This window comes from Carnobacterium mobile DSM 4848, assembly GCF_000744825.1.
GTDB lineage: Bacteria > Bacillota > Bacilli > Lactobacillales > Carnobacteriaceae > Carnobacterium_A > Carnobacterium_A mobile.
This window is the reverse complement of sequence record NZ_JQMR01000002.1, coordinates 1-21,161: the sequence shown is the minus strand read 5'-3', so window position 1 is coordinate 21,161 and position 21,161 is coordinate 1. Positions and strand designations below refer to the sequence as shown.

The window sequence follows — 21,161 nt, the reverse complement described above, 5'->3', positions numbered from 1 at the left end:
GTTCAAAAGACAAAGTATTAAAGATAAATATAATAAGTTCGTTATAATTAACCTAACAAAGAATAGTACTGTACAGATTAAAATAACATAAATGAAATCTTGCTATGCAAGATGAAGATAATTTAAAAAGATCAACCCCGTCTGCAAGGATTTGTATCTCGACTATCGCTCGACGGATAGAACCATTGTGTATCTTAAAGCTCAAAAAAACAGCCTTTATTACCATTCTGTTCAAAAAACGTATAAATACAAAGAAAGAATAATTAAATGTCTTAAACGGAGCTTTACTTCGCTTATAGAAGGTATTTAAAGCAATTCTCTAAAAAATCACCAAAAATTAAAATGATTCAGTAACCACATTAAAGCGACCACTACAATTCCTGTTGGAACACTGGCATATAAATTGGTTAACACCGTTCTAGCGGTTAATTTTTGGTTTGTTCGCTTGATTTCAGCGTTCAACTGTTTAAAGACTTGGTCCATGGTCTCGGTTATGGTTTGGTTGATCTCGCTTAATTGTTGGTTGTTCTGGTTCATTTCGTGCTGGATCTTCTCGATCTCGGTTTTGTTTTTCGTTAAGAGGTTGCTTAAGATCTTTTTCAATTGGGTCAAGGACTCTTCGGACTGCTTTTGAGCTGTCTCGTTGAAGTTGGTCTGTGTGGTTTCTAAGTTTTTCAAGGTGCTGTTGAAGCTGTTCAGGACTGAATGGGTCACGTCTTGAATCTCCTGTAAATTGTTCTCCAGATTGGCTTTTTCCAAGCTTTTCTGTTGCAGCGTCGCTCCGCTGTAGTTCCGGATCTCGGTCAATACTTGGATCAAGTGCTGGATATCCTGCGTCAACTGCTCTTGATTCGGTGGTTGAAGGTTCATTTCTGTTTTCTGTTGGTTCAAGGTGTCTTTCAAAGCCATGGATAAGGGTCTCCTTTTCGTAGTCTTCGCCTAATTTTTTGGCGCGGACTTTTTTATTTTCATTGATATGCTGATACGTAACGGTTTTTCCTCGTTCAATCACCTGTACACCACTTTTTTCTAGTTGTTCTTTAAATTCGTCAAAAGTGCTGGCGGTTTGTTTGGTTTGGTCGATTTTTTCTCTGATTTCATCTTTCCAACTGGTTTGGCCAGGGCGTTCTAAAATACCTTTTTCTGCGGCAGTGTAGCGAATGTTGGCTTTTTCTTCTGGAACGGTTAAGCCGTGATTCAAACAAATGGCGTCATTCAATTGTTTCACTTCTTCAATCGCTGCTACTCCATGGGCTTGAAATTTCAAGCCGGTATCCATATTGACGCTATTGATTACGATATGATTGTGCACGTGGTCTTTATCGGTATGGGTGTAAATCGCCACTTGGTGACCGCCAGCGATTTTTCGGGCTAATTCGTACCCAAGTTCATTTGCTTGCTCAGGCGTGACCTCACCCGGCTTAAATGATTGAATAAGGGTATGTGCTTGGACCTTGTCGTCTTTTCCGTAGATCATACGTGTGGCTTTCATTTGAGTCTTGGCGTAATCGACGTCACAATTTAAGCCGCTTTTTACGGTTGCGCGCGGTTCAGCGTAATTAATGCAGCGTGAACAGCTGGTGCTGCGCGCTAATTTAATAGTAGCCATAGCTATTTTCCTTTCTTTTTTTCTGTTTGACCAAATAGAGCATTCAAAAATGTAAATGTTGCTGTAGTAAAGAGCGCATCGAGAAATCGTTTGCCTAAATCAATTGGATCGCCATAAACATAATCCATCATGATTCGTCCAATAAAAAATAATTATAAAAAATAATAAGAACAGTTTGAGCCATGGCAATTTGTTGTTTACGTTAACTTTTCCCATATCTGATTTAATTCCTTTCGTACCTTTTGTAGTTCAGCCGTTAGGTTGGCCGCTGCTGCCGGATCCAATTCTGTGGCATTCGTCACGCGTGCCATCTGGTTTACATTGTTGCCGATTGCTCGTAATTGCTTGGCGATTTCAATCGCACCTGGCCGATCAACTTTCGGCGTTACGAGCTTAGCCCCTTGTGCCTTGCTTTTAACAAAAGCCGGCACACTCATTTGCAAACTTTCAGCGGAGCGCTGCAACTTTTCAAATTCGGTTTCGCTCACTCGAAAGCTGATTTGTTTCGGATCTTTTCGCTTCGGTTTCCTCTCAGCAAAATTCTCCTCAAAAATCTCTCGATCGCTCATCGTCCCACCCCCTGTTTTTCTTCACGTGTGTTCAGAACCAATCGTACCACTAAAACACTTGCGGTTTCCAGTGTTACGATTGGTTTAAGGGGTTTGGCAAGCTCTATGTTTGCTAGCCACTTCGTGGCGCAAACGACCTTGTTGGGGGACGCGCTGCTCCCCCAATCCCCCTGGAAAACCCGGTCAAAACGTGGCCGTTTTGAGCCAAAAAAGAGACCTGAAATGTGTCCATTTTGGTCTTTTTTTTTGGCAAGATCAAGCCGTTTTTTTTCGTCGTTGCTGTCGAAAATTTTGCTCTTTATGCTCCTCTTTTTTCGGACCAACAACCGAAAAAAGAGGAGCATATCCAAAGAAACAGCCGCTTACTTTTAGCGGCTGTTTCTCTTTTTATTGCGTCAGAAATATTAAACTAACAATAATAAATAAAACTATAGAAATTAAAATATAAAGTATTATCCTCTATTGGATACTAAAATCTTTATTTAAGTAGCATTTTATTACTTCTTTAATATCTAAATATTCTTCTACTATAATTATATTTTTCATCTCTTTATTATACTTCGGTTTCATTTTAAAATGTACTTTATGATTTCTTTTTTCACCAGGTAAGATTAGGGCGGAATAAGTTTTTTCAAAACTTGGAGATATTTGTCCTTCATGATGCCTATAATTATATAGAAATGCTAAGTAAGATATCTGTTTATAGTCAATTCCTTTAAAATTATTATAATATTTTGCATCAAAAATATATTGTTTATTATTGCTAAAATAGTAATGATCTGGAGAAAAAGAATTATTTTCATTCCTTTCATTAGGACGAAAAACTTCTTTTTTAAACTCTACTTTATGAATATTTTTCTTAAATTCTAAACTATTGCTTGCAACATTGTAAGATTCGAAATTTACTGTAAGATATTTTTCGACCATTTTTTCCCAAACAGAACTAAAGTAGTGATTCTTTATATATATATTTCCTTGAGCGTCAAATGTACTAAAAAACTTAATCAATTCATCAATTAAGTTTAGCATTAAATCACTAAATGTATTATTTCTTATGCTATATAAACGGTCTAATACATATTTTTTGTCTTGAAAAAAATTATATTCAGGAAATTTATGACCTGTTTTTTCTAATTTTATAATCATTTGGAATTTGTCTAATGTATAATCGATACAATAGATTATGCATTCCGTTAGAAAATCTGAAAAAGGATGCTTTTTTTTGAAATAAAGTGGGATATGTATAAGGCTACCATTAGATATAAATTTCATAGAATTTTTAATAGTATAATCCCAATTTATCTTTCCACCTACATTAGCTTTATTAAATACTTTATTCGTATAGATTAATCCGTAATCTTTAAAAAAATCATACACGTAAAAGAAAGAAGCAAAAGGGTAGTTTGATTCGACTTGTTTTTCACCAATATTTTCCGAGTAGTCTTTAATCAAAACTTGTAAAATTAATTCAGTATCTTTTTCAATATCGGTGACTCTGTACTTTTTAGGGAACGATATAACGACGTCTTGGTTGTCTTGATTAATTATAATACCTACAAATTTTAAAACTTTAGATCCAGAAGAATTTAAAATCTCATTGTTCTCATTTCTATCATAGTCAATTATCCAATCTTCCTGACTAAACAAATAATCGTCCGATAATGTTACTGTATCTCCATCATGGAAAAAATGTCTCACGTCTTTATCTCCTTAAATTTCAGGGTAATTATTATACCCTTTTATAGTGAAAAATTCGATAAAATTTTGACTATAGACTCTATGATTTTTATAAGTAGAATATAATGTATCAAAACTAGTTGTTTCAGTTGAAAACAACTTTTTATTGGAAGTAAAACCTATGTTTGATTCCACATCTTGCCATAGATAAAGAAGTAATTTACTTCGAATTTTATTATTGATAATTTCTCTAGCTTCTTGTTCTTCTACTGAACTAGAAGAGTAAGATTTATCAATTAATTCACTGCTAAATTGTATGAAAAATTGACCTACTTGTTTATCTTCATTTTTTCCTAGCCCTAATTGTTTGTCAGTAATGTAATCATTCAGAACCATATAAAATGATTGCCAATTGGTTTCTATATCATTGCTTCTGTTAGCATCAATTGGAATAAACAATTTAGGATTATTAAGCTTTTTAATTCTAGAACCATGTTCATCTTTTGCTGGATCTGAAGAGATATATCTCCAATCAAACCTTCTTTTAAAGGCAGTATCCATAGGGAAAACACTTTGGTCATTAGTATTAACTGTCCCAATAATATTAAGATTGGAAGGTATTTTTATTCGGTCTCCTGGAAAAGCAATAATTTCGTTTGCAATATCTTTATTTACAATTGAATACTTACTCTCAAAGTGGATATTTCTATCTAGTAGCTGAAAAATATCCCCAAAAATTGCAGATACATTTCCTCTAGATAACTCTTCTAAGATAAGATAAACTCTTTTAGTGCTATCACTATATGCTTCAACCATAGCCTCAGTAAATACTCCTTTTTTAAAAGTATATCTTACTTTACTAGAATCGCTTGGATCTGTATAAGGAAGGAGCTGACCAATAAAATCCGAGTAAGAATACTCAGGATGTATAGTTGTTCTAAATATTTTGTGCTCACTAATTCCTTGGTTAATTAAATTATTTTCTACATGGTGACTTTTTCCAGTCCCAGGAGCTCCAAAATATATTATTTGTTCATAGTTACTCATAAGTTATCTACACCTCTATCATGTTTTTCCATAAAAGATAATAAATCCATTATCCTAATTCCTTTTTTTCCTTCTATAGGATGATTATCGAAAAAATTTACAACTTCATGGATATCTACAGTATAGCCTTTTTTTAAACCTACTATAAAAATAGATAATATATTTAACATAAGTGGCTTTTCCTGACTGCCCTTGAAAGAGTAATGACCATTATTTGAAACTATTGTTCCGCTTAGTTTATTGTCAAGTAACTTTATATATCTAGTATTAACATCAATCTCAAAATGCTCACCTACAAATTTACCGGAATCAGGAGTTAAAAAATAGTTCGTAAACCAAGAAAAATTAGTATAATCGTTGCTATATAATTCATGATTTTTATCAAAAACATCAATGGTATATATGCCAAGCTGCTCAACCTCTATCAATCGTCTTTGCATTACTTTAGACGTAATTGTTTCATTAATAATATTTAAATAATATATAGGGAGATTAGCATAGCCAAAAGATGGAGAGGATAAAAAATGAGATATATAGTCAGCTAGAGTAGGGAAAATTTGCTGAGTAGTTGTTGTATTACGTCCTTCTTGTATAGAGTTTGATAAAAGAACGTAAGCAATCATTTTTTCAGCATATAATTGATCATGAATAACATTTACAATATAACTTCTCTGCAAATAGTAATCTCTTTCATCTTCAGAAATTTTTATTCTATCAAAGATATAAGATGAATAGAGGGTCCTTTGTACACCTGGAATAATTGTTTGATTACCGTATTCTATTTTTGAAATATTCAACTTGTTATTAAATGAATTTATTTTTTTCATTATTTTTGCTTCCACAGCAGATATGATTTCATCTGGTGTACTACCTAATAAAGTTGAATCATTAATATTTAAAAATTTCTCAGGTAGCCTACTTCCATTTTGCAAAGAGTTATTTAAATTGAGTATCCGCAATATTTTTCCTCCTCATATACAAGCATTAAAATAAATAGTGGTTGTTGCTTTTTTTTAGTCATCTTTAGTCAAAATTTTTAATCAAGACTTCATATCTAGGAAATTTGATTCCTGTACGACCAATATCAACTACTTCAAAATCATGGGTATCGATCCATTCTATTAAAATATTATTCATCTTACCGCGATGTTCTAATACATTAGAGAGCATGAATTTATATCCTAAATCATTTAATTTTGAGATATATTGTAATAATTCAGTTTCTTGATTTGAATCCCAGCCGTTCATTCCTCTTTTTCCATCTATATATTCAGAATTTGTTATAAAGTAAGGAGGGTCAAAATAAAAAATAGTATCTTTTGGATACATAGTTGGATCTAAGTCTAAGTAATTACCATTAATTAATTCAAAAGAAGTGGATTTAACATTAAAATTTTTGATTCTTTGAATTGAGCCTTCATTGAATTCATTATTTCCTGTAGGTGTATTCATTTGGTGTTTACTATTAAATCTAATTATATTTTGAAAAGAATACATTTGAAGAATAAATAAGTTTAATGGAGTTTTTTTTAAGTTATTATAAATATTTCGAAAATTAATATAATTCTCTTTATTCTTTTTTTCTAAACTATATTGATTAACGGTCTCTTGTATCTCTTTTACTAAAGACACTTTATCATTAGATAAAAGCATATCTATAATATCAAAGATGAAAGGATTGAATTCATTATAAATTACTTTATCAATAGCGAAAACATTAGCCCCCACATTGAAAGCGCCACCCATCATGTCTACAAATGTTCCTACATGTTTAGGCAGTTCTTTAAAAATAGAAGGTAATAAAACATCTTTACTCCCTGAATAATTTAGAGGTGATTTAATATTACCTCTGTTTTTTCTGAAATAAATAATGTACTCTTTCAATTTATTTCCTTTTCTTTTATAACTTAAATTATTAGTTGAATATTCACGATACTCATTACTTTCTACATGAACTATATTATCAACAGCAAATTTTCTTGCTAATTCAATTATTTCTTCAATTGGAACAATTGATTGATTACTATAACTAACTAATATATGCTCAAAATCAATTTGTCGAAATAGATCTTCAAACTCATATAGAGCTAATTTATTATTAGAATATCCTGAAAATTCTCTTTTCTTCCTTCTACCAGTTATGCCAAATACTTCTGGATAGTCATACTTAGCTATTGTTTCTAGAACATGATATGAATTAACATATTGAGTTGTTGTATAGGGTGGATCGATATAGGCAATATCTCCTGAAATTTCTCTCACTAATTGATTCGTATTCTTATTGTAGACTATATTATTTTTATTAACTGACAATGTTTCTGTCATTTCTAGTGGTCTAAGAACTAATAGTTTACTAGAACGAGATTCCCAAAATTTAAAGTACGCTTGATAAGTTCCAGAAGTGTTTGAAACTTTTGTGACCGATTCTAAAAGTGAAGCTAGTAAAAATGAATATTCATTATACTCTAAAATATTATCTTTATAGAGCTCTTCCATATCAATTCTTATTCCATCAATCTTTATCGCGTTCTCTTCAGTAAAATACATTCTTTCTCCTACGGGAGAATAATTGTTATATACAAAAAAATGCACCTTGGATTTGTATTCTTTATTATTAAACCATTCAAAAGGTGAACATTGAAATTTGGTTTTGAATCTATCAAATTTTGGAATTTCATTGTTTAACAATTTTGCATCGTTTACTACTTTAGAAAAGTATAAATAATCATTTGATAAAATAGTATAATTTCCCTTAAAATAGTCTCCTACTGAACCTGCTCCTGCAAATAAATCAGCAAAAGTTTCACCTTCTATATTGTACTTATTTATAACTTCTTCAATAAACGGCAACAACTGTTGCTTATTACCTAAAAATCTCACAAATTAACCACCTTTTACTTTATTAATCAAATTTCCATTAAAAAATACTCTTTTATTATCATTATTTTTAGTTGAATCAACACCTGAAATATGGGATACAAGAAAGCAAAAGCTAGGGTAATTACCTTAGCTTTTGCTTTACAAATTCTCTATACGTTGCTTTACTTCTTCTTCACTTAATTCAATATCTCTTAAACGATGATCCATTTTCTTATATTCAATTCTTAAAATCTCTTTAATTTTTACTATTTGGTCAAAATCTTTATCGGAATATGAAGGAGCTTGTCTACCTTTTATGTAGCCATTACCGACCATTTGAATTTTAAAAACAAGGTTCTGATTTTCAAGTTCATGACCATAAGATATTTTATACTGGATGTTATTATCGTCTCCATGAATAAAAGGGTCTGCTGACATTAATGTTGTAATAACTGGGACAAACACTCGGTTTCTACTCATCTTTTAACACGCTCCTAATATTTATAACGTCCTATAAGTACACTATAAATAATATAGGCGTTTTTGTCACTAAATAAAAATTTGAATATCTTTCTCGATTTTTGTATATATTCGTGTTAATTTTTCATCGCCACCAATATAGGGTGATGAAGCAATTTCCATTTCAATTAGCATATCGTTAGGACTAATGGTTCTTTTTGTTGTGTAAAATTGATATTTTTTATTTCTTTCTTCTTCACTGTTAAACCATTCTGCCCAATTAGATCGACTGTTTCCGGCAATAGTATTATCTTTTCCATAAATTTCTATACCATATTTTTTCATCAACTTAAACTCATTTTCTTCAGTGTCAATTTGCAACTCTTCAATCAACTTATCTTTAATCACTGATGATTTTATTTTTCCGTTTTTCTATTTTTCATGTAACTCTTTAATTTAGCACTACCATAAATAATTCCAATTCCCGTTAAAGTTGTTATAGCTACACCAGCTGCAATCCCCTTTTCTAAGCCTTTTTTTTCAGAGATATTCATCAAGTAATTTACATATTTTTCTGGACCGCCATGATTGCTAGCATCTTTGCTTAATTCAGCATAATCCCAATTTTTCAAAAAAAAGCCTCCTTTTTTATATTTATAATGAGCAATATAAAATATATATATATCAATTAATACATGAAATTGCGTAAAATCGTGTATCCAGAATCCTATCCCCATAGGGTTCTTTTTTTATATCGCCCCTCAATACATGATTTCGTGGTATACTAACTGTAATCAGGTATCTGTTTTGTGAGAGGAGAGATCATTTCAATGAGTTATAACGTCCAACCCTTAAGAACCCAGCAAGAAATCAACGACTTTTTATTCTGTTTGAGGCGCAATATAAACGCCGAACGCGACGTTTTTTTATTTTTGATCGGGATTAACAGCGGTTTGCGCATGTCCGATATTGTCAAATTGAAGAAAAAAGACATTCTTTCGTCTAAAAACCCCCGAATCGTAGAACAAAAAACTGGGAAAACCCGTATTTTGTATTTAAGCAGTCTGCAAGATTTGATCCAAGAGTATACAAACGATTTGGATCCGGAGGATGATTGTTTCCGAGCACCAAAGGCGGCCATTTAGAAGTCAACACAGTCTACCAGATGTTTCAGAAGGTGGCTAAGCTCTTGGGAAGAGACGATATCGGCACGCACACGCTGCGGAAGACGTTTGGGTATCATTACTACAAGAAAACAAAAGACGTGGCCACACTCATGGAAATCTTCGGTCACAGCAGCGAAAAAATTACAAAGCGTTATATTGGAATCAATGAAGATGAAATTAGCGAGACTTTGTTGAACTTTAGATTAGGATTCTAGCTTAAATCAAAATATTGAAAGGCTTATTTCTTTGATTTTTTATTTGGTTTAGAATAGCCTAACACATTTTCTTCCAACTGTTTTCCAGGTTTAAAAATTATTCTTCGTTTGGCAGGAATAAGTATTTCCTCTCCAGTTTTTGGGTTTCTTCCTTTTCTGGCAGAGCGCTGAACAATATCAAACTTACCAAAACCGATAAACCTAAGAGATTGTTCTTTCTTTAAAGCGTCTTCTATTCCCTTTAAGACACTATTAACCATTTCCGTTGCGTCATCAATGGTTACATCCTCGTTTGCAGCAATCAACCGAACAAAATCATGCCTGTTCATTTTAATCTATCTCCTTTTCTATTGTTTATACAGTCTCTCTAACTAATAGATTTACTTTTTGAAAATCTTACTAAAAAAACCCTTCTTTTCAGTTGTTTCACGAACGTCTTCATCATTAACTAATTGATTACTAACTGAGCGAGTTAAATCTTCTGCGGTTTCATTAGATAATTGCAGCTGCAATTGTTCCATTTGTTTATTTGATTGAAGCGATAATTGTTGCTGCTGATCAAGTAGATTTTGTAGTTTATCAATTTGCTTGTCCTTATTTTCTAATTGACTGTTGAAAATCGCAATAACAGAGCGATCTTCAACAGTATCATTCTCGCTATCTTTAGCGCTATCATTAGCGCTATCAATTACGCTATCTATAATTAATTGGTTCATAGACTTATTTTTTAATTTCGCTATTTCTTTTATCTTTTCCTTCTCTTCTGTTGTAGTTCTTACAATTATTTGTACACGATTATTAGACAAAAATATTCACCGCTTTCTGATATCTTTCTAATAAAATTTATGCTATCTTGCACGCTATCTATATGCTATCTTACATGATAGCATAAAAAAAGTTGAAATTATTTGTTAATAATTTCAACTTTTTTTATTTTTAGTCTATATTTTGAATTTTTACTATTTTCAGATATTGCTCGATTGAGCGTTTAAGATATTTAACTATATTTTGCATTTGAGGTTCTGCTCCATCTTTATGGGTAGCTACATAATTAATGTGATCTTTAACACCATTCACCCCTCTTAATTTTTTTAAATCGTCATAAAGAGGATAAACTTGTTTTTGTAGATTAGCCATTTTGGGAATATCCTGCATATCTCGAAATCCTATCAACAAGTTTTCTCCTAATAACGTCGTATATTTATTCTGTATAGCCTTATTAAAAAGATCTTGCTGTTCTTGTTCCTGTTGTGCTTTATCTTTTATATATCCAGATCATTCTCTTTGTAGGGCAGAGAATTTTTACGGTTTTTTTATCAATATAAAACTGAATACCAGCAATGGAACGTCCTTTTTTCACTTTTTCATAAGTGACAGTAAAATGTGTGTATTTATTTACTTCCCTAAGCTAATTTCAATATATTTTTTTCAAAATCAAATATCCTTTCATATTCACTCACTGTATTTGTCATTCGACGTAATTCTTGAATTTCAATGTAAGGATTTTTCATTTGAATAATCTGATTTTTAGTACGTTTCATTGTGTCTTTATAAGTTTCATATTGATTGTAATTCATAGAAAACCATTTATATAGAATGATACTATATTTGCTATTTAACTCCATAAGATCAGTAATCAAATATTGGGTGAAATTGCGTTTTAAATCAATCAAATAGGGCATAATATCTTCTGTAAATTTAATTGCTACAATATCATCATAATCGTTCCATTCGCTACTGGATATAGGAGATATAATTTTAAAGTTTAATTTACCTTTTGCATTTACTTCTCGAACCTCAAAAATAGACTGTCTATGTAATGTAGTTAAAGCCTTTTTGAACCGAGCATGTTTATCGTTATCTTCTGCTTTAAAAAAAGAAAAGAGAGTTTTTTTCGATAAAAAAACTGTATTATTTTTAGGAGTATTCTCAGTATCCAAGCAAGATACTGCTAACTCAAAAAACTTTAAAGGAACTTTATCCATTTTAGCTACACTAGTCACTAAGTCATTATGTTCTACTGTTTTTTGACGATATAAATCTTCCATATGTATCACTCTATGAGACATATCATGATTCGAATTTTGCATAAAACAATCCTCCTGGCTTTTTAAGAGAAAAACTTAATTTAAATAGTAAAATTATATATATTTTTTATAATACACTAAAGACGAATAAAATAAAACTTTTTCGTTTAATGCACAGTTTTTCCTCGTTTAATGCACAGTTTTCCTCGTTTAATGCACAGTTTTCCCTCGTTGTTTAATCGCTGTAAGCACTGCTATCAAAGCTTTTTTTAATCCCAAAAGGTTCAAAGACAAAGTATTAAAGATAAATATAATAAGTTCGTTATAATTAACCTAACAAAGAATAGTACTGTACAGATTAAAATAACATAAATGAAATCTTGCTATGCAAGATGAAGATAATTTAAAAAGATCAACCCCGTCTGCAAGGATTTGTATCTCGACTATCGCTCGACGGATAGAACCATTGTGTATCTTAAAGCTCAAAAAACAGCCTTTATTACCATTCTGTTCAAAAACGTATAAATACAAAGAAAGAATAATTAAATGTCTTAAACGGAGCTTTACTTCGCTTATAGAAGGTATTTAAAGCAATTCTCTAAAAATCACCAAAAATTAAAATGATTCAGTAACCACATTAAAGCGACCACTACAATTCCTGTTGGAACACTGGCATATAAATTGGTTAACACCGTTCTAGCGGTTAATTTTTGGTTTGTTCGCTTGATTTCAGCGTTCAACTGTTTAAAGACTTGGTCCATGGTCTCGGTTATGGTTTGGTTGATCTCGCTTAATTGTTGGTTGTTCTGGTTCATTTCGTGCTGGATCTTCTCGATCTCGGTTTTGTTTTTCGTTAAGAGGTTGCTTAAGATCTTTTTCAATTGGGTCAAGGACTCTTCGGACTGCTTTTGAGCTGTCTCGTTGAAGTTGGTCTGTGTGGTTTCTAAGTTTTTCAAGGTGCTGTTGAAGCTGTTCAGGACTGAATGGGTCACGTCTTGAATCTCCTGTAAATTGTTCTCCAGATTGGCTTTTTCCAAGCTTTTCTGTTGCAGCGTCGCTCCGCTGTAGTTCCGGATCTCGGTCAATACTTGGATCAAGTGCTGGATATCCTGCGTCAACTGCTCTTGATTCGGTGGTTGAAGGTTCATTTCTGTTTTCTGTTGGTTCAAGGTGTCTTTCAAAGCCATGGATAAGGGTCTCCTTTTCGTAGTCTTCGCCTAATTTTTTGGCGCGGACTTTTTTATTTTCATTGATATGCTGATACGTAACGGTTTTTCCTCGTTCAATCACCTGTACACCACTTTTTTCTAGTTGTTCTTTAAATTCGTCAAAAGTGCTGGCGGTTTGTTTGGTTTGGTCGATTTTTTCTCTGATTTCATCTTTCCAACTGGTTTGGCCAGGGCGTTCTAAAATACCTTTTTCTGCGGCAGTGTAGCGAATGTTGGCTTTTCTTCTGGAACGGTTAAGCCGTGATTCAAACAAATGGCGTCATTCAATTGTTTCACTTCTTCAATCGCTGCTACTCCATGGGCTTGAAATTTCAAGCCGGTATCCATATTGACGCTATTGATTACGATATGATTGTGCACGTGGTCTTTATCGGTATGGGTGTAAATCGCCACTTGGTGACCGCCAGCGATTTTTCGGGCTAATTCGTACCCAAGTTCATTTTGCTTGCTCAGGCGTGACCTCACCCGGCTTAAATGATTGAATAAGGGTATGTGCTTGGACCTTGTCGTCTTTTCCGTAGATCATACGTGTGGCTTTCATTTGAGTCTTGGCGTAATCGACGTCACAATTTAAGCCGCTTTTTACGGTTGCGCGCGGTTCAGCGTAATTAATGCAGCGTGAACAGCTGGTGCTGCGCGCTAATTTAATAGTAGCCATAGCTATTTTCCTTTCTTTTTTCTGTTTGACCAAATAGAGCATTCAAAAATGTAAATGTTGCTGTAGTAAAGAGCGCATCGAGAAATCGTTTGCCTAAATCAATTGGATCGCCATAAACATAATCCATCATGATTCGTCCAATAAAAATAATTATAAAAAATAATAAGAACAGTTTGAGCCATGGCAATTTGTTGTTTACGTTAACTTTTCCCATATCTGATTTAATTCCTTTCGTACCTTTTGTAGTTCAGCCGTTAGGTTGGCCGCTGCTGCCGGATCCAATTCTGTGGCATTCGTCACGCGTGCCATCTGGTTTACATTGTTGCCGATTGCTCGTAATTGCTTGGCGATTTCAATCGCACCTGGCCGATCAACTTTCGGCGTTACGAGCTTAGCCCCTTGTGCCTTGCTTTTAACAAAAGCCGGCACACTCATTTGCAAACTTTCAGCGGAGCGCTGCAACTTTTCAAATTCGGTTTCGCTCACTCGAAAGCTGATTTGTTTCGGATCTTTTCGCTTCGGTTTCCTCTCAGCAAAATTCTCCTCAAAAATCTCTCGATCGCTCATCGTCCCACCCCCTGTTTTTCTTCACGTGTGTTCAGAACCAATCGTACCACTAAAACACTTGCGGTTTCCAGTGTTACGATTGGTTTAAGGGGTTTGGCAAGCTCTATGTTTGCTAGCCACTTCGTGGCGCAAACGACCTTGTTGGGGGACGCGCTGCTCCCCCAATCCCCCTGGAAAACCCGGTCAAAACGTGGCCGTTTTGAGCCAAAAAAGAGACCTGAAATGTGTCCATTTTGGTCTTTTTTTTTGGCAAGATCAAGCCGTTTTTTTTCGTCGTTGCTGTCGAAATTTTGCTCTTTATGCTCCTCTTTTTTCGGACCAACAACCGAAAAAAGAGGAGCATATCCAAAGAAACAGCCGCTTACTTTTAGCGGCTGTTTCTCTTTTTATTGCGTCAGAAATATTAAACTAACAATAATAAATAAAACTATAGAAATTAAAATATAAAGTATTATCCTCTATTGGATACTAAAATCTTTATTTAAGTAGCATTTTATTACTTCTTTAATATCTAAATATTCTTCTACTATAATTATATTTTTCATCTCTTTATTATACTTCGGTTCATTTTAAAATGTACTTTATGATTTCTTTTTTCACCAGGTAAGATTAGGGCGGAATAAGTTTTTTCAAAACTTGGAGATATTTGTCCTTCATGATGCCTATAATTATATAGAAATGCTAAGTAAGATATCTGTTTATAGTCAATTCCTTTAAAATTATTATAATATTTTGCATCAAAAATATATTGTTTATTATTGCTAAAATAGTAATGATCTGGAGAAAAAGAATTATTTTCATTCCTTTCATTAGGACGAAAAACTTCTTTTTTAAACTCTACTTTATGAATATTTTTCTTAAATTCTAAACTATTGCTTGCAACATTGTAAGATTCGAAATTTACTGTAAGATATTTTTCGACCATTTTTTTCCCAAACAGAACTAAAGTAGTGATTCTTTATATATATATTTCCTTGAGCGTCAAATGTACTAAAAACTTAATCAATTCATCAATTAAGTTTAGCATTAAATCACTAAATGTATTATTTCTTATGCTATATAAACGGTCTAATACATATTTTTTGTCTTGAAAAAATTATATTCAGGAAATTTATGACCTGTTTTTTCTAATTTTATAATCATTTGGAATTTGTCTAATGTATAATCGATACAATAGATTATGCATTCCGTTAGAAAATCTGAAAAAGGATGCTTTTTTTTGAAATAAAGTGGGATATGTATAAGGCTACCATTAGATATAAATTTCATAGAATTTTTAATAGTATAATCCCAATTTATCTTTCCACCTACATTAGCTTTATTAAATACTTATTCGTATAGATTAATCCGTAATCTTTAAAAAAATCATACACGTAAAAGAAAGAAGCAAAAGGGTAGTTTGATTCGACTTGTTTTTCACCAATATTTTCCGAGTAGTCTTTAATCAAAACTTGTAAATTAATTCAGTATCTTTTTCAATATCGGTGACTCTGTACTTTTTAGGGAACGATATAACGACGTCTTGGTTGTCTTGATTACATTATAATACCTACAAATTTTAAACTTTAGATCCAGAAGAATTTAAAATCTCATTGTTCTCATTTCTATCATAGTCAATTATCCAATCTTCCTGACTAAACAAATAATCGTCCGATAATGTTACTGTATCTCCATCATGGAAAAAATGTCTCACGTCTTTATCTCCTTAAATTTCAGGGTAATTATTATACCCTTTTATAGTGAAAATTCGATAAAATTTTGACTATAGACTCTATGATTTTATAAGTAGAATATAATGTATCAAAACTAGTTGTTTCAGTTGAAAACAACTTTTTATTGGAAGTAAAACCTATGTTTGATTCCACATCTTGCCATAGATAAAGAAGTAATTTACTTCGAATTTTATTATTTTGATAATTTCTCTAGCTTCTTGTTCTTCTACTGAACTAGAAGAGTAAGATTTATCAATTAATTCACTGCTAAATTGTATGAAAAATTGACCTACTTGTTTATCTTCATTTTTTCCTAGCCCTAATTGTTTGTCAGTAATGTAATCATTCAGAACCATATAAAATGATTGCCAATTGGTTTCTATATCATTGCTTCTGTTAGCATCAATTGGAATAAACAATTTAGGATTATTAAGCTTTTTAATTCTAGAACCATGTTCATCTTTTGCTGGATCTGAAGAGATATATCTCCAATCAAACCTTCTTTTAAAGGCAGTATCCATAGGGAAAACACTTTGGTCATTAGTATTAACTGTCCCAATAATATTAAGATTGGAAGGTATTTTTATTCGGTCTCCTGGAAAAGCAATAATTTCGTTTGCAATATCTTTATTTACAATTGAATACTTACTCTCAAAGTGGATATTTCTATCTAGTAGCTGAAAAATATCCCCAAAAATTGCAGATACATTTCCTCTAGATAACTCTTCTAAGATAAGATAAACTCTTTTAGTGCTATCACTATATGCTTCAACCATAGCCTCAGTAAATACTCCTTTTTTAAAAGTATATCTTACTTTACTAGAATCGCTTGGATCTGTATAAGGAAGGAGCTGACCAATAAAATCCGAGTAAGAATACTCAGGATGTATAGTTGTTCTAAATATTTTGTGCTCACTAATTCCTTGGTTAATTAAATTATTTTCTACATGGTGACTTTTCCAGTCCCAGGAGCTCCAAAATATATTATTTGTTCATAGTTACTCATAAGTTATCTACACCTCTATCATGTTTTTCCATAAAAAGATAATAAATCCATTATCCTAATTCCTTTTTTTCCTTCTATAGGATGATTATCGAAAAAATTTACAACTTCATGGATATCTACAGTATAGCCTTTTTTTTAAACCTACTATAAAAATAGATAATATATTTAACATAAGTGGCTTTTCCTGACTGCCCTTGAAAGAGTAATGACCATTATTTGAAACTATTGTTCCGCTTAGTTTATTGTCAAGTAACTTTATATATCTAGTATTAACATCAATCTCAAAATGCTCACCTACAAATTTACCGGAATCAGGAGTTAAAAAATTAGTTCGTAACCAAGAAAATTAGTATAATCGTTGCTATATAATTCATGATTTTTATCAAAAACATCAATGGTAATATATGCCAAGCTGCTCAACCTCTATCAATCGTCTTTGCATTACTTTAGACGTAATTGTTTCATTAATAATATTTAAATAATATATAGGGAGATTAGCATAGCCAAAAGATGGAGAGGATAAAAAATGAGATATATAGTCAGCTAGAGTAGGGAAAATTTGCTGAGTAGTTGTTGTATTACGTCCTTCTTGTATAGAGTTTGATAAAAGAACGTAAGCAATCATTTTTTCAGCATATAATTGATCATGAATAACATTTACAATATAACTTCTCTGCAAATAGTAATCTCTTTCATCTTCAGAAATTTTTATTCTATCAAAGATATAAGATGAATAGAGGGTCCTTTGTACACCTGGAATAATTGTTTGATTACCGTATTCTATTTTTGAAATATTCAACTTGTTATTAAATGAATTTATTTTTTTCATTATTTTTGCTTCCACAGCAGATATGATTTCATCTGGTGTACTACCTAATAAAGTTGAATCATTAATATTTAAAAATTTCTCAGGTAGCCTACTTCCATTTTGCAAAGAGTTATTTAAATTGAGTATCCGCAATATTTTTCCTCCTCATATACAAGCATTAAAATAAATAGTGGTTGTTGCTTTTTTTTAGTCATCTTTAGTCAAAATTTTTAATCAAGACTTCATATCTAGGAAATTTGATTCCTGTACGACCAATATCAACTACTTCAAAATCATGGGTATCGATCCATTCTATTAAAATATTATTCATCTTACCGCGATGTTCTAATACATTAGAGAGCATGAATTTATATCCTAAATCATTTAATTTTGAGATATATTGTAATAATTCAGTTTCTTGATTTGAATCCCAGCCGTTCATTCCTCTTTTTCCATCTATATATTCAGAATTTGTTATAAAGTAAGGAGGGTCAAAATAAAAAATAGTATCTTTTGGATACATAGTTGGATCTAAGTCTAAGTAATTACCATTAATTAATTCAAAAGAAGTGGATTTAACATTAAAATTTTTGATTCTTTGAATTGAGCCTTCATTGAATTCATTATTTCCTGTAGGTGTATTCATTTGGTGTTTACTATTAAATCTAATTATATTTTGAAAAGAATACATTTGAAGAATAAATAAGTTTAATGGAGTTTTTTTTAAGTTATTATAAATATTTCGAAAATTAATATAATTCTCTTTATTCTTTTTTTCTAAACTATATTGATTAACGGTCTCTTGTATCTCTTTTACTAAAGACACTTTATCATTAGATAAAAGCATATCTATAATATCAAAGATGAAAGGATTGAATTCATTATAAATTACTTTATCAATAGCGAAAACATTAGCCCCCACATTGAAAGCGCCACCCATCATGTCTACAAATGTTCCTACATGTTTAGGCAGTTCTTTAAAAATAGAAGGTAATAAAACATCTTTACTCCCTGAATAATTTAGAGGTGATTTAATATTACCTCTGTTTTTTCTGAAATAAATAATGTACTCTTTCAATTTATTTCCTTTTCTTTTATAACTTAAATTATTAGTTGAATATTCACGATACTCATTACTTTCTACATGAACTATATTATCAACAGCAAATTTTCTTGCTAATTCAATTATTTCTTCAATTGGAACAATTGATTGATTACTATAACTAACTAATATATGCTCAAAATCAATTTGTCGAAATAGATCTTCAAACTCATATAGAGCTAATTTATTATTAGAATATCCTGAAAATTCTCTTTTCTTCCTTCTACCAGTTATGCCAAATACTTCTGGATAGTCATACTTAGCTATTGTTTCTAGAACATGATATGAATTAACATATTGAGTTGTTGTATAGGGTGGATCGATATAGGCAATATCTCCTGAAATTTCTCTCACTAATTGATTCGTATTCTTATTGTAGACTATATTATTTTTATTAACTGACAATGTTTCTGTCATTTCTAGTGGTCTAAGAACTAATAGTTTACTAGAACGAGATTCCCAAAATTTAAAGTACGCTTGATAAGTTCCAGAAGTGTTTGAAACTTTTGTGACCGATTCTAAAAGTGAAGCTAGTAAAAATGAATATTCATTATACTCTAAAATATTATCTTTATAGAGCTCTTCCATATCAATTCTTATTCCATCAATCTTTATCGCGTTCTCTTCAGTAAAATACATTCTTTCTCCTACGGGAGAATAATTGTTATATACAAAAAAATGCAACCTTGGATTTGTATTCTTTATTATTAAACCATTCAAAAGGTGAACATTGAAATTTGGTTTTGAATCTATCAAATTTTGGAATTTCATTGGTTTAACAATTTTGCATCGTTTACTACTTTAGAAAAGTATAAATAATCATTTGATAAAATAGTATAATTTCCCTTAAAATAGTCTCCTACTGAACCTGCTCCTGCAAATAAATCAGCAAAAGTTTCACCTTCTATATTGTACTTATTTATAACTTCTTCAATAAACGGCAACAACTGTTGCTTATTACCTAAAAATCTCACAAATTAACCACCTTTACTTTATTAATCAAATTTCCATTAAAAAATACTCTTTTATTATCATTATTTTTAGTGAATCAACACCTGAAATATGGGATACAAGAAAGCAAAAGCTAGGGTAATTACCTTAGCTTTTGCTTTACAAATTCTCTATACGTTGCTTTACTTCTTCTTCACTTAATTCAATATCTCTTAAACGATGATCCATTTCTTATATTCAATTCTTAAAATCTCTTTAATTTTTACTATTTGGTCAAAATCTTATCGGAATATGAAGGAGCTTGTCTACCTTTTATGTAGCCATTACCGACCATTTGAATTTTAAAAACAAGGTTCTGATTTCAAGTTCATGACCATAAGATATTTTATACTGGATGTTATTATCGTCTCCATGAATAAAAGGGTCTGCTGACATTAATGTTGTAATAACTGGGACAAACACTCGGTTTCTACTCATCTTTTAACACGCTCCTAATATTATAACGTACTATAATAACACTATAAATAATATAGGCGTTTTGTCAACTAAATAAAAATTGAATATCTTTCTCGATTTTGTATATATTCTGTTAATTTTTCATCGCCACCAATATAGGGTGATGAAGCAATTTCCATTTCAATTAGCATATCGTTAGGACTAATGGTTCTTTTTGTTGTGTAAAATTGATATTTTTTATTTCTTTCTTCTTCACTGTTAAACCATTCTGCCCAATTAGATCGACTGTTTCCGGCAATAGTATTATCTTTTCTATAAATTTCTATACCATATTTTTTCATCAACTTAAACTCATTTTCTTCAGTGTCAATTTGCAACTCTTCAATCAACTTATCTTTAATCACTGATGATTTATTTTTTCGTTTTTCTATTTTTCATGTAACTCTTTAATTTAGCACTACCATAAATAATTCCAATTCCCGTTAAAGTTGTTATAGCTACACCAGCTGCAATCCCCTTTTCTAAGCCTTTTTTTTCAGAGATATTCATCAAGTAATTTACATATTTTTCTGGACCGCCATGATTGCTAGCATCTTTGCTTAATTCAGCATAATCCCAATTTTTCAAAAAAAAGCCTCCTTTTTTATATTTAATAATGAGCAATATAAATATATATATATCAATTAATACATGAAATTGCGTAAAATCGTGTATCCAGAATCCTATCCCCATAGGGTTCTTTTTTTATATCGCCCCTCAATACATGATTTCGTGGTATACTAACTGTAATCAGGTATCTGTTTTGTGAGAGGAGAGATCATTTCAATGAGTTATAACGTCCAACCCTTAAGAACCCAGCAAGAAATCAACGACTTTTTATTCTGTTTGAGGCGCAATATAAACGCCGAACGCGACGTTTTTTTATTTTTGATCGGGATTAACAGCGGTTTGCGCATGTCCGATATTGTCAAATTGAAGAAAAAAGACATTCTTTCGTCTAAAAACCCCCGAATCGTAGAACAAAAAACTGGGAAAACCCGTATT

At 31.5% G+C, this 21,161-nt stretch carries 30 protein-coding genes and 2 pseudogenes; 2 read left to right on the top strand and 30 right to left on the bottom strand.

Annotated elements, in window-relative coordinates:
* Window positions 1-327: 327 nt before the first annotated feature.
* The 11 genes from BR87_RS13110 to BR87_RS12085 form a co-directional block, all read right to left on the bottom strand.
* Window positions 328-483: a hypothetical protein gene (locus BR87_RS13110; protein ID WP_169741149.1), complete on the bottom strand. Its 156-nt coding sequence runs from the start codon at window positions 481-483 to the stop codon at window positions 328-330.
* Window positions 467-1,609 (bottom strand): relaxase/mobilization nuclease domain-containing protein, encoded by a 1,143-nt coding sequence (locus BR87_RS12130; RefSeq protein WP_035033466.1) that lies wholly within the window; start codon window positions 1,607-1,609, stop codon window positions 467-469. Before BR87_RS12130 ends, BR87_RS13110 begins: the two co-directional genes overlap by 17 nt.
* A gap of 2 nt (window positions 1,610-1,611) precedes the next feature.
* Window positions 1,612-1,737, bottom strand: a complete 126-nt coding sequence (locus BR87_RS13570) for a hypothetical protein (RefSeq protein WP_280512256.1) — start codon at window positions 1,735-1,737, stop codon at window positions 1,612-1,614.
* Between the two features lie 69 nt (window positions 1,738-1,806).
* Window positions 1,807-2,178, bottom strand: a complete 372-nt coding sequence (locus BR87_RS12125; protein ID WP_035033434.1) for a MobC family plasmid mobilization relaxosome protein — start codon at window positions 2,176-2,178, stop codon at window positions 1,807-1,809.
* 459 nt (window positions 2,179-2,637) lie between these two features.
* Complete coding sequence (locus BR87_RS12115) at window positions 2,638-3,876, bottom strand: LlaJI family restriction endonuclease (RefSeq protein ID WP_035033459.1); 1,239 nt, start codon at window positions 3,874-3,876, stop codon at window positions 2,638-2,640.
* 12 nt (window positions 3,877-3,888) lie between these two features.
* On the bottom strand, window positions 3,889-4,902 hold the full coding sequence (locus tag BR87_RS12110) for an AAA family ATPase (RefSeq protein ID WP_051929929.1): 1,014 nt from the start codon (window positions 4,900-4,902) through the stop codon (window positions 3,889-3,891).
* The gene (locus BR87_RS12105; RefSeq protein WP_035033457.1) at window positions 4,899-5,861 is read right to left on the bottom strand and encodes a hypothetical protein; all 963 of its coding nucleotides are present in this window, start codon (window positions 5,859-5,861) and stop codon (window positions 4,899-4,901) included. Before BR87_RS12105 ends, BR87_RS12110 begins: the two co-directional genes overlap by 4 nt.
* Before the next feature lie 64 nt (window positions 5,862-5,925).
* Complete coding sequence (locus BR87_RS12100) at window positions 5,926-7,782, bottom strand: DNA adenine methylase (RefSeq protein WP_035033454.1); 1,857 nt, start codon at window positions 7,780-7,782, stop codon at window positions 5,926-5,928.
* 138 nt (window positions 7,783-7,920) lie between these two features.
* Window positions 7,921-8,241, bottom strand: a complete 321-nt coding sequence (locus tag BR87_RS12095; RefSeq protein ID WP_035033451.1) for a hypothetical protein — start codon at window positions 8,239-8,241, stop codon at window positions 7,921-7,923.
* 69 nt (window positions 8,242-8,310) lie between these two features.
* Window positions 8,311-8,628, bottom strand: coding sequence for a hypothetical protein (locus BR87_RS12090; protein WP_035033448.1), 318 nt, complete (start codon window positions 8,626-8,628; stop codon window positions 8,311-8,313).
* 8 nt (window positions 8,629-8,636) lie between these two features.
* Window positions 8,637-8,852 (bottom strand): hypothetical protein, encoded by a 216-nt coding sequence (locus BR87_RS12085; protein WP_035033445.1) that lies wholly within the window; start codon window positions 8,850-8,852, stop codon window positions 8,637-8,639.
* A gap of 198 nt (window positions 8,853-9,050) precedes the next feature.
* Here BR87_RS12085 and BR87_RS12080 point away from each other — a divergent pair.
* Window positions 9,051-9,601: pseudogene (locus BR87_RS12080) on the top strand (tyrosine-type recombinase/integrase).
* Between the two features lie 23 nt (window positions 9,602-9,624).
* Here BR87_RS12080 and BR87_RS12075 read toward each other — a convergent pair.
* The 19 genes and pseudogenes from BR87_RS12075 to BR87_RS12015 form a co-directional block, all read right to left on the bottom strand.
* Window positions 9,625-9,930, bottom strand: a complete 306-nt coding sequence (locus tag BR87_RS12075) for an HU family DNA-binding protein (protein WP_035033442.1) — start codon at window positions 9,928-9,930, stop codon at window positions 9,625-9,627.
* Window positions 9,931-9,981: 51 nt separating this feature from the next.
* Window positions 9,982-10,407, bottom strand: coding sequence for a DUF536 domain-containing protein (locus tag BR87_RS12070; protein ID WP_035033439.1), 426 nt, complete (start codon window positions 10,405-10,407; stop codon window positions 9,982-9,984).
* Between the two features lie 130 nt (window positions 10,408-10,537).
* On the bottom strand, window positions 10,538-10,813 hold the full coding sequence (locus tag BR87_RS13625) for a hypothetical protein (RefSeq protein WP_342341585.1): 276 nt from the start codon (window positions 10,811-10,813) through the stop codon (window positions 10,538-10,540).
* Between the two features lie 43 nt (window positions 10,814-10,856).
* A pseudogene (locus tag BR87_RS13620) lies at window positions 10,857-10,967 on the bottom strand (hypothetical protein); the annotation flags it as partial.
* 37 nt (window positions 10,968-11,004) lie between these two features.
* Window positions 11,005-11,691 carry a replication initiation protein gene (locus BR87_RS13615; RefSeq protein ID WP_342341584.1) on the bottom strand — a complete coding sequence of 229 codons (687 nt, stop codon included), beginning with the start codon at window positions 11,689-11,691 and terminating at the stop codon, window positions 11,005-11,007.
* A 542-nt stretch (window positions 11,692-12,233) separates the two neighbouring features.
* On the bottom strand, window positions 12,234-12,389 hold the full coding sequence (locus BR87_RS13105; protein WP_169741149.1) for a hypothetical protein: 156 nt from the start codon (window positions 12,387-12,389) through the stop codon (window positions 12,234-12,236).
* On the bottom strand, window positions 12,373-13,110 hold the full coding sequence (locus tag BR87_RS12060; RefSeq protein ID WP_342341583.1) for a relaxase family protein: 738 nt from the start codon (window positions 13,108-13,110) through the stop codon (window positions 12,373-12,375). The genes BR87_RS13105 and BR87_RS12060 overlap by 17 nt, the downstream gene beginning before the upstream one ends.
* The gene (locus BR87_RS13610; protein WP_342341582.1) at window positions 13,035-13,250 is read right to left on the bottom strand and encodes a relaxase/mobilization nuclease domain-containing protein; all 216 of its coding nucleotides are present in this window, start codon (window positions 13,248-13,250) and stop codon (window positions 13,035-13,037) included. Before BR87_RS13610 ends, BR87_RS12060 begins: the two co-directional genes overlap by 76 nt.
* A 43-nt stretch (window positions 13,251-13,293) precedes the next feature.
* The gene (locus BR87_RS13565) at window positions 13,294-13,548 is read right to left on the bottom strand and encodes a relaxase/mobilization nuclease domain-containing protein (protein ID WP_280512249.1); all 255 of its coding nucleotides are present in this window, start codon (window positions 13,546-13,548) and stop codon (window positions 13,294-13,296) included.
* The gene (locus BR87_RS12055) at window positions 13,502-13,729 is read right to left on the bottom strand and encodes a hypothetical protein (protein ID WP_035033437.1); all 228 of its coding nucleotides are present in this window, start codon (window positions 13,727-13,729) and stop codon (window positions 13,502-13,504) included. Before BR87_RS12055 ends, BR87_RS13565 begins: the two co-directional genes overlap by 47 nt.
* Complete coding sequence (locus BR87_RS12050) at window positions 13,711-14,082, bottom strand: MobC family plasmid mobilization relaxosome protein (RefSeq protein WP_035033434.1); 372 nt, start codon at window positions 14,080-14,082, stop codon at window positions 13,711-13,713. The genes BR87_RS12055 and BR87_RS12050 overlap by 19 nt, the downstream gene beginning before the upstream one ends.
* Before the next feature lie 541 nt (window positions 14,083-14,623).
* Window positions 14,624-15,007, bottom strand: a complete 384-nt coding sequence (locus BR87_RS12045; protein WP_035033432.1) for a hypothetical protein — start codon at window positions 15,005-15,007, stop codon at window positions 14,624-14,626.
* Between the two features lie 924 nt (window positions 15,008-15,931).
* Window positions 15,932-16,699: an AAA family ATPase gene (locus tag BR87_RS12725; protein WP_280512259.1), complete on the bottom strand. Its 768-nt coding sequence runs from the start codon at window positions 16,697-16,699 to the stop codon at window positions 15,932-15,934.
* Window positions 16,700-17,191: 492 nt separating this feature from the next.
* Entirely contained in the window at window positions 17,192-17,761 is a 570-nt protein-coding gene (locus tag BR87_RS12030; protein WP_035033425.1) for a hypothetical protein, read from the bottom strand.
* A gap of 64 nt (window positions 17,762-17,825) precedes the next feature.
* Complete coding sequence (locus BR87_RS13560; RefSeq protein WP_280512246.1) at window positions 17,826-19,349, bottom strand: DNA adenine methylase; 1,524 nt, start codon at window positions 19,347-19,349, stop codon at window positions 17,826-17,828.
* Window positions 19,350-19,477: 128 nt separating this feature from the next.
* Window positions 19,478-19,684 carry a DNA adenine methylase gene (locus tag BR87_RS13555; protein ID WP_280512245.1) on the bottom strand — a complete coding sequence of 69 codons (207 nt, stop codon included), beginning with the start codon at window positions 19,682-19,684 and terminating at the stop codon, window positions 19,478-19,480.
* 289 nt (window positions 19,685-19,973) lie between these two features.
* Window positions 19,974-20,138: a hypothetical protein gene (locus BR87_RS13100; protein ID WP_156959145.1), complete on the bottom strand. Its 165-nt coding sequence runs from the start codon at window positions 20,136-20,138 to the stop codon at window positions 19,974-19,976.
* Between the two features lie 68 nt (window positions 20,139-20,206).
* Window positions 20,207-20,521: a hypothetical protein gene (locus BR87_RS12020; RefSeq protein WP_035033422.1), complete on the bottom strand. Its 315-nt coding sequence runs from the start codon at window positions 20,519-20,521 to the stop codon at window positions 20,207-20,209.
* 7 nt (window positions 20,522-20,528) lie between these two features.
* The gene (locus BR87_RS12015) at window positions 20,529-20,744 is read right to left on the bottom strand and encodes a hypothetical protein (protein WP_035033419.1); all 216 of its coding nucleotides are present in this window, start codon (window positions 20,742-20,744) and stop codon (window positions 20,529-20,531) included.
* A gap of 198 nt (window positions 20,745-20,942) precedes the next feature.
* Between BR87_RS12015 and BR87_RS12010 the strand changes: the two genes are divergently transcribed.
* Window positions 20,943-21,161, top strand: a 219-nt coding sequence (locus tag BR87_RS12010) for an integrase (protein ID WP_035033416.1), incomplete at its 3' end; no start/stop codon positions are given.

Bases quoted from the DNA above. Each gene is read 5' to 3' on its own strand.
- BR87_RS13110 (WP_169741149.1), bottom strand. From the start codon at position 483: ATGGACCAAGTCTTTAAACAGTTGAACGCTGAAATCAAGCGAACAAAC.
- BR87_RS12130 (WP_035033466.1), bottom strand. From the start codon at position 1,609: ATGGCTACTATTAAATTAGCGCGCAGCACCAGCTGTTCACGCTGCATT.
- BR87_RS13570 (WP_280512256.1), bottom strand. From the start codon at position 1,737: ATGGATTATGTTTATGGCGATCCAATTGATTTAGGCAAACGATTTCTC.
- BR87_RS12125 (WP_035033434.1), bottom strand. From the start codon at position 2,178: ATGAGCGATCGAGAGATTTTTGAGGAGAATTTTGCTGAGAGGAAACCG.
- BR87_RS12110 (WP_051929929.1), bottom strand. From the start codon at position 4,902: ATGAGTAACTATGAACAAATAATATATTTTGGAGCTCCTGGGACTGGA.
- BR87_RS12095 (WP_035033451.1), bottom strand. From the start codon at position 8,241: ATGAGTAGAAACCGAGTGTTTGTCCCAGTTATTACAACATTAATGTCA.
- BR87_RS12075 (WP_035033442.1), bottom strand. From the start codon at position 9,930: ATGAACAGGCATGATTTTGTTCGGTTGATTGCTGCAAACGAGGATGTA.
- BR87_RS13615 (WP_342341584.1), bottom strand. From the start codon at position 11,691: ATGCAAAATTCGAATCATGATATGTCTCATAGAGTGATACATATGGAA.
- BR87_RS13105 (WP_169741149.1), bottom strand. From the start codon at position 12,389: ATGGACCAAGTCTTTAAACAGTTGAACGCTGAAATCAAGCGAACAAAC.
- BR87_RS12055 (WP_035033437.1), bottom strand. From the start codon at position 13,729: ATGGGAAAAGTTAACGTAAACAACAAATTGCCATGGCTCAAACTGTTC.
- BR87_RS12050 (WP_035033434.1), bottom strand. From the start codon at position 14,082: ATGAGCGATCGAGAGATTTTTGAGGAGAATTTTGCTGAGAGGAAACCG.
- BR87_RS12045 (WP_035033432.1), bottom strand. From the start codon at position 15,007: ATGGTCGAAAAATATCTTACAGTAAATTTCGAATCTTACAATGTTGCA.
- BR87_RS13560 (WP_280512246.1), bottom strand. From the start codon at position 19,349: ATGTATTTTACTGAAGAGAACGCGATAAAGATTGATGGAATAAGAATT.
- BR87_RS13100 (WP_156959145.1), bottom strand. From the start codon at position 20,138: ATGAGTAGAAACCGAGTGTTTGTCCCAGTTATTACAACATTAATGTCA.